Origin of the sequence: Bacillus cereus group sp. BfR-BA-01347 (genome assembly GCF_022663835.1) — a bacterium.
Classification (GTDB): Bacteria; Bacillota; Bacilli; order Bacillales; family Bacillaceae_G; genus Bacillus_A; species Bacillus_A thuringiensis_K.
The window spans coordinates 197,154-209,388 of the sequence record NZ_JAKUGG010000002.1; the positions used below are offsets into that span (position 1 = coordinate 197,154).

A 12,235-nucleotide genomic window follows, 5' to 3' on the forward strand; every position below is an offset into this window, starting at 1 on the left:
TTTTTATTTCCATTATTCCCCTTTGAAAGCACGTTTAAGCTTTCCGAATAAACTATCATCCTGCTCTTCTTGTCCTGCAAATTCACGTAATAAATCTTTTTGCTGTGAAGTCAATTTCGTTGGTACAACAACACGAACGACTACATATTGATCTCCTTGGCCGTATCCACGTACGTTCGGAGCACCTTTTCCTTTTAAGCGGAATTCAGTTCCAGTTTGTGTTCCTGCTGGAATTTTCAGCTTCACTTTACCATGAACAGTAGGAACTTCCACTTCATCACCAAGCGCCATTTGCGCAAATGTTAATGGCATTTCGCAAATAATGTGATCTCCTTCACGCTCGAAGAATTCATGATTTCTTACATGAACGACAACATATAAGTCTCCTGCTGGTCCGCCATTTACGCCGGCTTCACCTTTTCCAGACACACGAATTTGTTGACCATTATCAATACCCGCTGGAATTTTAACATTAATTTTTTTACGTTTACGAACTTTACCTGAACCGTGACATGTCGTACATTTTTCTTTAATAATTTGTCCAGTTCCTGAACAATGACCACAAGCTTGACGGTTTACGATACGACCAAATGGTGTGTTTTGTTCAACACTCACTTGACCAGAACCTGAACAATGTTTACATGTTTCTTTTGAAGTTCCTGGTTTTGCTCCACTACCTTTACAAGTATCACATGGATCTTCTACTGGAATTTCCACATTTAATTCCTTACCAAAAATAGCTTCTTCAAAATCTAAAGTGACTTGATATTGTAAGTCAGCACCTTGGCGCGGAGCATTTGGATCACGACGTCTGCCGCCGCCACCGCCAAAGAAAGAACTAAATATATCTTCAAAACCGAAGCCACCGCCGAAGTCTCCTCCGCCGCCAAATCCACCGAATCCTTGATTTGCACCAGCATGACCAAATTGATCGTACTGCGCACGCTTTTGATCATCACTTAACACTTCGTATGCTTCTTGTACTTCTTTAAACTTTTCAATTGCATTTTCTTCTTTACTTACGTCTGGATGGTATTTTTTAGCCAAACGACGATACGCTTTTTTAATTTCATCTGTTGCAGCGCCCTTGCTAAGTCCAAGGACCTCATAATAGTCTCGTTTACTCATAAATTCACAACCCCCGATTCTTTCACATAAACGTAATTTTAACACCGAAAGAAAGTGCTTTGCAACAAAGTTTCCTCACTTACAGTATGCAAAGCGAAAAACTTAAGATCCTCACACATCGCTTCTCATTCGTGAAAAAAGCCAAAGTCAAGGCACGCTTGACTTTGACTTTTTGTCATCTTACTTATTATGTTTACAGTTGAATTACTTGTCTTCTTTTACTTCTTCAAACTCAGCGTCAACTACATTATCTTTCTTCGCGCCAGCGTCTTGTGCACCTTGCGCACCTTCTGCTTGACCAGCAGCAGCTTGAGCTTGCTCGTATAATTTAACAGTTAACTGTTGTACGATTTCTTGTAAAGCATCTTTTTTCGCACGAATTTCTTCAAGCTCGTTTTTCTCAATTGCAGCTTGTAATGCTTCTTTTGCTTCTGTTGCTTTTGCAACTTCAGCTGCATCTACTTTACCTTCTAAATCTTTTACAACTTTGTCTGTTTGGAATACAAGTTGGTCAGCTTCGTTACGAAGTTCAACTTCTTCCTTACGTTTTTGGTCAGCGTCAGCATTTGCTTCCGCTTCTTGTACCATACGTTCTACTTCTTCATCAGAAAGACCTGAAGAAGATTGGATTGTAATAGCTTGCTCTTTGCTTGTTCCTAAGTCTTTCGCACGTACGTTAACGATACCGTTCGCATCAATATCGAATGTTACTTCGATTTGTGGAATACCACGTGGTGCTGGTGGAAGGTCAGTTAATTGGAAACGACCTAACGTTTTGTTGTCAGCTGACATTGGACGCTCACCTTGTAATACGTGAATGTCTACTGCTGGTTGATTATCAGCAGCTGTTGAGAATACTTGTGACTTACTTGTTGGAATTGTAGTGTTACGCTCGATTAATTTCGTGAACACGCCACCCATAGTTTCAATACCTAAAGAAAGTGGAGTTACGTCTAATAATAGAACGCCTTCTACATCACCAGTAAGTACGCCACCTTGAACTGCAGCACCTAATGCTACAACTTCATCAGGGTTTACACCTTTATATGGCTCTTTACCAGTTTCACGTTTAATAGCTTCTTGTACAGCTGGGATACGAGTAGATCCACCAACAAGAATAACTTTATCTAATTCGCTTGGAGCAAAACCAGCGTCTTTTAATGCACGACGAGTTGGCTCTAATGTTCTTTCAACAAGACCTGCTGAAAGCTCTTCGAATTTCGCTCTTGTTAACGTTAATTCTAAGTGTAATGGACCAGCAGCTCCAGCACTAATGAATGGTAATGAAATTTGAGTTTGTGTTACACCAGAAAGATCTTTTTTCGCTTTTTCAGCTGCATCTTTCAAGCGTTGAAGCGCCATTTTATCTTGGCTTAAATCAATGTTATTTTCTTTTTTGAACTCAGCTACTAAGTGATCGATGATAACTTGGTCAAAGTCATCGCCACCAAGACGGTTGTCACCAGCAGTTGAAATAACTTCGAATGTGCCGTCTGCTAACTCAAGGATAGATACGTCAAATGTACCGCCACCTAAGTCATATACTAAGATTTTTTGTTCTTCATCTTGTTTTTCTAAACCGTAAGCAAGTGCTGCTGCTGTTGGCTCGTTAATGATACGCTCAACTTCTAAACCAGCGATACGACCAGCATCTTTCGTTGCTTGACGCTCTGCATCGTTGAAGTATGCAGGTACTGTAATAACAGCTTTCGTTACTGTTTCACCTAAGTATGCTTCAGCAGAAGCTTTTAAGTTTTGTAAAATGATTGCAGAAATTTCTTGAGGTGTATAATCTTTACCTTCAACTTCTACTTTGTAGTCTGTACCCATATGACGTTTAACAGACATGATTGTATTTGGGTTTGTAATTGCTTGGCGCTTTGCAACTTCCCCAACTTGACGTTCTTCATTTTTGAAAGCTACAACAGAAGGTGTTGTACGATTTCCTTCTGGATTTGGGATAACCTTTGGTTCTCCACCTTCCATAACAGCTACACAAGAGTTTGTTGTACCTAAGTCAATACCGATAATTTTACTCATGGCGAATCCTCCTAGTTTTATGTAAATTATTGATTTACTTTTACCATTGATGGGCGAATCACACGGTCTTTTAGTTTATAACCTTTTTGGAATTCTTCTACAACCGCGTTTGATTCAAATTCACTATCTTCCACTTGCATAATAGCTTGGTGTTCATTAGGATCAAACTGTTTACCAACAGCTTCAATCACTTCCACACCTTCTTTATTCAGTGCTTCTAACAATTGACGATGCACCATTTCCATACCTTGTAACAAGGATTTCGTTTGCTCATCAGTCGCTTCCACTTGCATCGCTCTTTCAAAATTATCAAGAGCTGGCAAGATGTCTGAAACTAGACTTTGTGCTCTATATTTTTCAGCAGCCTGTTTATCCATTTGGACACGGCGCTTATAATTTTCAAAATCAGCTTGTAGACGTAATGTGCGACCTTCCGTTTCCGTTAGTTTCGCTTGTAACTCATCTACTTTTTCTTGTAAAAGAGCAGCCTCACTTTTTTCTTCTACAGTTTCTTCACTGTTTTCTGGCGTGACAGCTTCTTCAACTTGCGCTTCTTTTACTTCTTCTACCACTTGTTCGTTACGCTCTTCCACAATATTCACCTCCTTAAAAGGTATTAGGTATCATGCATAGCATGATTACCTAAGGATTATATATTACACACAGCAATGAAAATTTCATCACTTGAGCGAATGTATTACTCTCATTTACTTTTTAAGCCCATCAGTAAATTGTCTCGTAAATAACTGTAACAAACTAATTACACGAGAATATTGCATTCTCGTAGGACCTAAAATAGCAATTGTTCCAAGTTGCTCTTCGCCGATCGAATATGTTGCAGAAATTAAACTACAATCCTCCATAGCCGTCGAAGAATTTTCCCTACCAATTTTCACTTGAATCCCGACTTGTTTATGACGCAAAATGTCATAAAATTCGGCTTCATTATCAATCATGGTAAGTAAAGATCTAACCTTTTGAATGTCATGGAACTCTGGCTGCGAAAGCATATTTGCTTTTCCTCCAAAGTATATCTTTTCCGATAACGGAACTTGAAATGTACCATCCAACATTTTTATTGCACTATCGTAATTATGAACATACCCACGTAAAACTGTAACAATCTCTTTAAAGATTTTATTATGAAGTTCTTCCATCGGTACGCCAGATAGCTTTTCATTTAAAATATTAACCATTTTTTCTAAATCTGATAAATCAACAGATTCCGGAACGGTAATCGTTTTACTTTGTACATGCCCTGTATCAGTTACAATAATAGCGACTGCAGTTTGACGATCAAGCGGCACAATTTGTACATTTTTAAGTTTATTTGTACTTAACTTCGGTCCAAGAACAATGGCCGTATAATTCGTAAGTTCTGATAAAATTTGAGCAGATTGCTGTGCAATTTTTTCCGCTTCAAAAATTCTTTCGGCAAATAAATCTTTAATTTGTACAATTTCAGCGTTTGGTAAGTTTTGCGGCGCTAAAAGATGGTCTACATAAAATCGGTAGCCTTTCTCAGAAGGAACACGTCCAGAAGAACTGTGCGTTTTTTCAATAAAACCTAATTCTTCTAAGTCCGCCATTTCATTTCGAATAGTAGCTGAACTAAATGTAATTTCATCTTTTTTAGCCAACGTTCTAGACCCAACGGGCTGCGCTGATCCAATAAAGTCATCAATAATTGTTTGTAAAATTAAGAGCTGACGTTCCGTAAGCATCTCATCATCACCTCTGTTAGCACTCTTTGTCTTTGAGTGCTAAATCTATTAATAACTTACCAAAATTGACATTCAATTGTCAACGGAAACGTCACGAAATAATGAAAATTTTTCACACCTATGGAACATTTAATTAGTCAATCAAAAATGATTGGAATACTTCATTCCCTAATAATTTTCCTTTTCGCGTTAAACGTACATGTCCATCTTCCTCTTCAAGCAATCCCTGCTCTTGATTGCTTTGTAACTGCTTCGCGAAAACTTGATCCATCTCCACATTAAATTTATTGCGGAACGACGTTTTAGAAACACCTTTTGTTTTTCGAAGCCCTAAGAACAGTTCTTCTTCCATTCTTTCTTTCTCCGTCACTTTGTGAACATCTAAATACGGAAATCTTGTTTCATCAATTTTATTAAAATATTGCTTCAGGGGACCTACATTTTGAATACGTTCCCCGTTCACATAACTATGAGCTCCAGCTCCAAATCCATAATACTCTTCATTATTCCAGTATGTGAGATTATGTCTACTTTTATTGTCACCTTTTGAGAAATTACTAATTTCATACTGGTTATAACCGTGTTTCTCCATTTCATCCATTACTATTTCATACATTTTCGCTTCATGGTCTTCACCCGGAAGACGCAATTTCCCTTTGTTCATTAAGTTATAAAACACTGTTTTTGGTTCCACAATTAATGAATATGCCGAGAAATGTTGTACACCAAGCGTAAAAGCAATATCTAATGTTTCTTTTACATCTTCTATCGTCTGTCCTGGCAAAGCATAAATAATATCTACATTAATATTTTTAAAGCCTACTTCCTGTGCTTCTCGAATCGCTAGGAATGCATCTTCCCTCGTATGCTTGCGCCCAATTTTCTCAAGCAGTTCATCACGGAACGTTTGCACACCAAAACTAATTCGATTCACTCCACCTTCTAGCAGTACATTCAACTTCTCTTTCGGTAGATCTCCTGGATTCGCTTCAAATGTTAATTCACAATTCGGGGCGAACGGACGCAAATGACGATTAATAATCTCGAGTAATTTTTTTGTCTGCTCCATATTTAACGCTGTCGGAGTTCCCCCGCCCACAAAAATCGTTTTCATACTATCAAACGGAACTTTTTGAACCGTATTTATTATTTCCTTCTCTAGATAATCTAAATATTGATCAACCGGTTGGCGTTCAATAAACACTTTATTAAAATCACAATAGTGACAAATGTGCTGACAAAACGGAATATGAATATATGCAGCTTGTACCAAATATAACTCCTACCTTTCTAAAAAGAAAACCTCCGCACTCCGGAGGGTTCTCTACTTCTCTAACGTATTACGAATTTGTTCCATTCGCATTTTTCCCCAATCATACATCATTTCAACGATCGGTAAAAGTGACATGCCTAGTTCCGTCATATAATACTCAACGCGAGGAGGAATTTCGGGATATACTGTCCGATCAACAATCCCATCTTCCATTAACTCTTTTAATTGGTTCGACAAAACTTTATGAGAAATGCTTGGGAATAACCGTTGTAATTCACTGAAACGATGCGGCCCTTCCACACCAAGATGCCACAGTATCACAACTTTCCACTTTCCACTAATAATAGAAAGCGTCAATTCCTTTTCACAATTAAAATTACCATTTTGTATTTTATCTTGAATATCTTTTCGAATATTTTCGGACATTAACAGTCTCCTAACTCTATATGAACTAAAAAGCTCTCTCATTATTGTAAATGAGAGCTGCTCAGATGTCTAAAAAGTAATTATACAGAAAAAAGAAGCCGCACAAACGACTTCTTTTTTATTTCAAATATTAGTTGTCATCCATTTTCAGTACAGCCATGAATGCCTCTTGTGGTACTTCTACAGAACCAACAGACTTCATACGTTTTTTACCTTCTTTTTGCTTATCAAGAAGTTTACGCTTACGAGAAATGTCACCGCCGTAACATTTTGCAAGTACGTTTTTACGCATCGCTTTAATTGTAGAACGTGCTACAACTTTATTTCCGATAGTCGCTTGAATTGGCACTTCGAACTGTTGTCTCGGAATTAATTCTTTTAATTTCTCTACGATTACTTTACCACGGTCATACGCTGAATCACGGTGTACGATAAATGATAAAGCATCCACTTGTTCATTATTTAAAAGAATATCCATTTTCACAAGTTTAGATGGTTTATAGCCAATTAACTCGTAGTCAAATGATGCATACCCTTTCGTATTTGATTTCAATTGATCGAAGAAGTCATATACGATTTCTGATAACGGGATTTCATATGTTAATGTAACACGCGTTTCATCTAAATATTGCATATCAATAAACGTTCCACGTTTACCTTGGCAAATCTCCATTACAGCTCCAACATAGTCATTCGGAACCATAATTGAAGCCTTCACAAACGGCTCTTCTACACGATCGATAGACTGTGGATCTGGCATATTAGATGGGTTATCAACTATAACATCTTCACCGTTAGTTAAATAAACTTTATAAATAACGCTTGGCGCTGTTGTAATTAAGTCAATCTTAAATTCACGTTCAATACGTTCTTGAATGATTTCCATGTGAAGAAGTCCTAAGAAACCACAACGGAAACCAAATCCTAGCGCTTGAGATGTTTCTGGTTCAAACTCAAGAGCAGAATCGTTTAACTCTAATTTTTCTAATGCATCACGTAAATCGTTATAACGAGCAGAGTCAATTGGATACAGACCACAGAATACCATCGGGTTTAACTTACGGTAACCTGCTAACGGCTCTGCAGCTGGACGTTTCGCATGTGTAATCGTATCACCAACGCGTGTGTCACCAACATTTTTAATCGATGCTGCTAAGAAACCTACATCACCTACTGTTAACTCGTCACGTTGTGTAGTTTTCGGTGTAAATACACCTACTTCTGTTACTTCAAATTCCTTACCCGTTGCCATCATACGTACTTTATCGCCAACTTTTACTGTTCCATTTACAACACGGATATAAGCAATTACACCGCGGTACGGATCATATAAAGAGTCGAAAATCATACATTGTAACGGCTCTTCTGAATCACCCGCCGGAGCTGGTACTTTTTCAACAATTTGCTCTAAAATTTCTTCAATACCAATTCCAGCTTTCGCAGAAGCAAGTACCGCTTCTGATGCATCTAAACCAATTACGTCTTCCACCTCTTGACGTACACGTTCCGGATCCGCACTTGGTAAGTCGATTTTATTAATAACTGGTAAAATTTCTAAATTATTATCAAGCGCTAAGTATACGTTTGCTAACGTTTGCGCTTCAATACCTTGCGCTGCATCTACTACAAGAATCGCGCCTTCACAAGCCGCTAAACTACGTGATACTTCGTACGTAAAGTCGACGTGTCCTGGTGTATCAATTAAATGAAGAATATACTCTTCACCATCTTTTGCTTTATAGTTTAATTGTACTGCGTTTAATTTGATTGTAATACCACGCTCACGCTCTAAATCCATAGAGTCAAGCAACTGAGCTTTCATTTCGCGTTGTGTTAACGCGTTTGTTTTCTCTAAAATACGGTCTGCTAACGTTGATTTTCCGTGGTCAATATGAGCAATAATAGAGAAATTACGAATTTTGGACTGTCTTTTTGCTCTTTCTTCTTTATTCATCTATGTTCTCAACTCCTAATAGTCTCGCCAATATACACTAGCACTGATTATATCAATAGAGCAACAAAGATTCAATGAAAACTCGTGCTGCTTACGATACAAATCATTCTATCTATATCTTATGCGAATAAACCATAAGAGACAAACCCTTTTCAAATTTTAAAACGGCTGTCTTACAAATCAGTAAAACAACCTTCTCCCATGTTACTCTTAGCTAAAAATTTCTTTTATTTTCCCAACAACTATATCCGTTCCGAACTTCGTCATTTCATAAGCTACACTTGCTACAGCCATCCCAATTCCTTCTACAACATTAAAACTTCTTAAACGTTCTAATTGTTGTTGTTTTTCTGAGGCCGAAAACGAGCTACCCAAAATTTCTGATTCAGCACCTGTACTTTCTGTCCCTGTCATATGAGCGATTTGTTCATATGACAATTGCTGATAGCCTTTCATACTTTTCAAACCATGATTAGCAAGTGCCACTCCTGCTATCATCATAAGTAAACATAAAGCTACACTACATATACACAAAAGCGTAAAGCGACTCAAACGATAATCATCTGTTCCCCTCAATGTGTATATGCTCCCGTATTATCTTGATCAATTTGATGATGCAGCGCCGCATTTAAACCACTCGCTATTACATTCGCCATATCCTCAATAAAAGTATCTACTTCTTTTGGGGTTACCATTAAATTATGACCAAGAGGAGATAGCACCTCATAAATCAGCCTTCTTTTTTCTTCTTCTTCTAACGTACCAACAGCACCTAAAAACATATTTCTGCTCTTTTCATCCGGCATATCTTCTTCTGTTAATTTTTTCTTTTCTCCAAATAAAAATCCCGCTGGTAACAAAGATCGTGAAGGTTTATTTCCTTCTTTCATCTCCCGGCCAAAATGTTTCAAAATAAAATCAATCGTATCACTTGTAATCGAAACAGCATCGACCACAGTCGGAACACCAATTGCGATAACAGGGATACCTAATGTTTCTTTACTTAGTTCTTTACGTTTATTCCCAACCCCCGATCCGGGATGAATTCCAGTATCAGAAATTTGTATCGTGCTATTTACTCGTTCAATAGAACGGGCAGCTAATGCGTCAATCGCAATTACAAAGTCCGGGTTCGTCTTCTCAATAATCCCATAAATAACATCGCTCGTTTCGATCCCTGTAATCCCCATTACCCCCGGCCGAATTGCACTAACAGGCCTAAACCCTTCTTCTACACTTTCAGGCTGTAATTGAAACAAATGTCTCGTTACTAATACATTTTCTACAACTATCGGTCCAAGAGCATCTGGTGTTACATTCCAATTCCCAAGACCTACAATTAAACAGCTTGCTTCTTTTGTAACGCCAATCTCTTCTAAGAAATAAGAAAATTCTTTTGCAAAAATACGCTCCACTTTTTGTTGAAGTTCTGTATCTTGCTGACGTATACCTTGAACTTCAAGCGTTAAATAATTTCCAGGCTTTTTACCCATCGCTTCAGAGGCAGCCTCATCAATTGTTACTTTTGTAATTATAGTACCTTCTTCTTCCCTCTCTTTTACAATAACTCCCTGTATCCCTTTTTGTTCTTCTTGGCTTTCTTGCAACATTTGATGAGCTTCTACAGCTAGGTCAGTTCTAATGCTATATTTACTTAAATCTAATGGTTCTTTCATCGTATCTCCTCCGTAATTCATAGTAAATATCGTTAGATTTCCCAAAGTTATATAAGGTCATTCTTTCCTTTACGTGAAATTTCATGGATATACTATTGCAATTCTCTTCACCGTTTGATAGAATATCACTTGTTCTATGTAAGAATCGAGTCATTCGATTGCACCAGGGAGGTGAAAAGTATGGCAAACATCAAATCTGCTATCAAACGCGCTAAACTTAGCGAAGAGCGTCGTGCACATAACGCTTCTATCAAGTCTGACATGCGTTCTGCTGTTAAAACTGTAGAAGCTTTAGTTACTAATAACGATCTTGAAAATGCTAAAGAAGCTTTCAAAACTGCTTCTAAAAAACTTGACAAAGCAGCTCGCAAAGGTCTTATCCACCAAAACGCTGCAGCTCGTCAAAAATCTCGCTTAGCGAAACAAGTAAACGCGTAAGGCGTTTAAAAAACGATCCATTTGGATCGTTTTTTTATATACAAAAAAGTTCATATACTTAGTACATGAACTTTTTTGTGTCATCACATATGATTTAATCGCATTAAGAAAAACTCGAGCACAAGCTTCTTATCCATCTTTCCCGTCTTCATACTATAATCAGCTTCCGCTAATTCTATAATCACTTTTTTTAATTCTTCAAAAGAGAAAAACTTCGTTTGATTCATTGCCAACTTTACACGATACGGATGTACACCAATATGAGATGCAATTTGATTTTGGCCATAACCACGTTGCTGTAGCTCTTTCACTTGATGGAGCAAGCGGAATTGACTCACTAATAACGCAAGCAATTTAATCGGTTCTTCCTGCTGCGTAAATAATCCATCCAAAATTTGCATTGCACCTGCAATATCTTTTTTCACCACTTTTTCTGTCAAAGCAAATACATTTTGCTCAACTGATTTTGGCACAAGCTCTGCAACAAGTTTCGTCGTAATCTCTCCGCCCATACCAACGTATAACGTTAACTTGTCCATTTCCTTCGCCAACATTGTTACATTACTCCCCACAAGCTCTAGCAACAAACTAACAGCCGCGTTATCAATATGCACATGTACTTCATCTGCACGAGCAACAATCCACTTCTGAACATCCTGCACTTGCATCGCATTTGCTTCTACTACATCTGCTGTTTTCTTTAATAGTTTTGTAATTTTTTTTCGCTCATCAAGTTTTTCGTAAGGCGCAACAAAAACAAGAATAGAAAATGGGGAAGGTTCACCAATGTATTCTTCTAAAATTTTTATATTTTGCTCTAACTTTTCTTTTTGCGAAGTCAAAAATAGCGGTGACTTTATTAACAGTACTTTCCGTTCTCCGAAGAAAGGAAGCGTACGCGCATCCTCAACCACATCTTCTAAATACGCTTCTTCTAAATCGTATGTCACAACATTAAACTCTCGATCTTCTTCTTCAAGTGCTTCTGTCGTAATAAGCTTTATCGTTTCATTTATAAAAAAAGCTTCCGTTCCATATAGTAAATATAACGGAGCAAACTGTTTCTTTTTAATTTTTTTATGTATATCACTCATACTTTTTCCTACTCCCTAACTTGGCAATATATATTTATACTAATGCCCTAGCTTTTGTTTTACAAGTACAAAGGAACAGGCTTTATAACCCGTCCCTTTATTTATATTAAACGCCACGCAATAAGCCCCGGGTTTCTTATTGGTGTGCGGTAATCACCTTCCCTTTATTATTCACAATAAAAATTTGAGTATAAGTGCCAACTGTTAACATGCTTGGAAACGAAAAACTCACATTACTTCATGATTTAAAAGTAACAAAAAAGCTCGTTTTCTCTTCATATGGAAATTGTAGATTTTTTTCTGACAATATTTTATACTAAAGTGGAATGTTGGGGAGGGATTCTAAATGAATGATTTTGAACAAAACGTTCAAAGTAAACGCAATGACGCTATTGATTCAGGGGTAGGATTTATCGTCTCATTTGGTTTTTTCGCAACACTTTTCATCATTGCAACTGTTATTAAATTTATCGGTTCTTAAA

12 protein-coding genes are annotated in these 12,235 nt (G+C 37.5%); 2 read left to right on the top strand and 10 right to left on the bottom strand.

What is annotated here, in order from left to right:
- Positions 1 to 12 precede the first annotated feature (12 nt).
- The 9 genes from dnaJ to gpr form a co-directional block, all read right to left on the bottom strand.
- Positions 13 to 1,128 carry a chaperone protein DnaJ gene (dnaJ, locus tag MR143_RS04340; protein ID WP_000043934.1) on the bottom strand — a complete coding sequence of 372 codons (1,116 nt, stop codon included), beginning with the start codon at positions 1,126 to 1,128 and terminating at the stop codon, positions 13 to 15.
- Between the two features lie 204 nt (positions 1,129 to 1,332).
- Positions 1,333 to 3,168 (bottom strand): chaperone protein DnaK, encoded by a 1,836-nt coding sequence (gene dnaK, locus MR143_RS04345; RefSeq protein ID WP_000034700.1) that lies wholly within the window; start codon positions 3,166 to 3,168, stop codon positions 1,333 to 1,335.
- Positions 3,169 to 3,194: 26 nt separating this feature from the next.
- On the bottom strand, positions 3,195 to 3,761 hold the full coding sequence (gene grpE / locus MR143_RS04350) for a nucleotide exchange factor GrpE (protein ID WP_000392710.1): 567 nt from the start codon (positions 3,759 to 3,761) through the stop codon (positions 3,195 to 3,197).
- A gap of 114 nt (positions 3,762 to 3,875) precedes the next feature.
- A complete protein-coding gene (gene hrcA / locus MR143_RS04355) occupies positions 3,876 to 4,892 on the bottom strand; it encodes a heat-inducible transcriptional repressor HrcA (protein WP_000954941.1) in 1,017 nt (338 codons plus the stop codon).
- 133 nt (positions 4,893 to 5,025) lie between these two features.
- Positions 5,026 to 6,165 (bottom strand): radical SAM family heme chaperone HemW, encoded by a 1,140-nt coding sequence (gene hemW, locus MR143_RS04360; protein ID WP_000249434.1) that lies wholly within the window; start codon positions 6,163 to 6,165, stop codon positions 5,026 to 5,028.
- A gap of 51 nt (positions 6,166 to 6,216) precedes the next feature.
- On the bottom strand, positions 6,217 to 6,591 hold the full coding sequence (locus MR143_RS04365; protein WP_001293539.1) for a winged helix-turn-helix transcriptional regulator: 375 nt from the start codon (positions 6,589 to 6,591) through the stop codon (positions 6,217 to 6,219).
- Positions 6,592 to 6,721: 130 nt separating this feature from the next.
- Positions 6,722 to 8,545 (bottom strand): elongation factor 4, encoded by a 1,824-nt coding sequence (gene lepA / locus MR143_RS04370; protein ID WP_001030949.1) that lies wholly within the window; start codon positions 8,543 to 8,545, stop codon positions 6,722 to 6,724.
- Between the two features lie 210 nt (positions 8,546 to 8,755).
- Positions 8,756 to 9,121 (bottom strand): YqxA family protein, encoded by a 366-nt coding sequence (locus MR143_RS04375; protein ID WP_001215036.1) that lies wholly within the window; start codon positions 9,119 to 9,121, stop codon positions 8,756 to 8,758.
- Positions 9,118 to 10,221, bottom strand: coding sequence for a GPR endopeptidase (gene gpr, locus MR143_RS04380; RefSeq protein ID WP_000662622.1), 1,104 nt, complete (start codon positions 10,219 to 10,221; stop codon positions 9,118 to 9,120). Before gpr ends, MR143_RS04375 begins: the two co-directional genes overlap by 4 nt.
- Before the next feature lie 180 nt (positions 10,222 to 10,401).
- Here gpr and rpsT point away from each other — a divergent pair, with 180 nt between their 5' ends.
- Positions 10,402 to 10,659 (top strand): 30S ribosomal protein S20, encoded by a 258-nt coding sequence (rpsT, locus tag MR143_RS04385; protein ID WP_001274011.1) that lies wholly within the window; start codon positions 10,402 to 10,404, stop codon positions 10,657 to 10,659.
- An 83-nt stretch (positions 10,660 to 10,742) separates the two neighbouring features.
- On the opposite strand, the gene holA is transcribed toward rpsT, so the two are convergent.
- Positions 10,743 to 11,753, bottom strand: coding sequence for a DNA polymerase III subunit delta (holA, locus tag MR143_RS04390; RefSeq protein WP_001279922.1), 1,011 nt, complete (start codon positions 11,751 to 11,753; stop codon positions 10,743 to 10,745).
- A gap of 346 nt (positions 11,754 to 12,099) precedes the next feature.
- Here holA and MR143_RS04395 point away from each other — a divergent pair, with 346 nt between their 5' ends.
- Positions 12,100 to 12,234, top strand: a complete 135-nt coding sequence (locus tag MR143_RS04395; RefSeq protein WP_000997609.1) for a YqzM family protein — start codon at positions 12,100 to 12,102, stop codon at positions 12,232 to 12,234.
- Position 12,235: the final 1 nt, after the last annotated feature.

Excerpts from the sequence above, each read along its gene's own strand:
- holA (WP_001279922.1), bottom strand. The coding sequence starts at position 11,753 with ATGAGTGATATACATAAAAAAATTAAAAAGAAACAGTTTGCTCCGTTA.
- MR143_RS04365 (WP_001293539.1), bottom strand. The coding sequence starts at position 6,591 with ATGTCCGAAAATATTCGAAAAGATATTCAAGATAAAATACAAAATGGT.
- MR143_RS04395 (WP_000997609.1), top strand. The coding sequence starts at position 12,100 with ATGAATGATTTTGAACAAAACGTTCAAAGTAAACGCAATGACGCTATT.
- hrcA (WP_000954941.1), bottom strand. The coding sequence starts at position 4,892 with ATGCTTACGGAACGTCAGCTCTTAATTTTACAAACAATTATTGATGAC.
- dnaK (WP_000034700.1), bottom strand. The coding sequence starts at position 3,168 with ATGAGTAAAATTATCGGTATTGACTTAGGTACAACAAACTCTTGTGTA.
- gpr (WP_000662622.1), bottom strand. The coding sequence starts at position 10,221 with ATGAAAGAACCATTAGATTTAAGTAAATATAGCATTAGAACTGACCTA.
- rpsT (WP_001274011.1), top strand. The coding sequence starts at position 10,402 with ATGGCAAACATCAAATCTGCTATCAAACGCGCTAAACTTAGCGAAGAG.
- dnaJ (WP_000043934.1), bottom strand. The coding sequence starts at position 1,128 with ATGAGTAAACGAGACTATTATGAGGTCCTTGGACTTAGCAAGGGCGCT.
- lepA (WP_001030949.1), bottom strand. The coding sequence starts at position 8,545 with ATGAATAAAGAAGAAAGAGCAAAAAGACAGTCCAAAATTCGTAATTTC.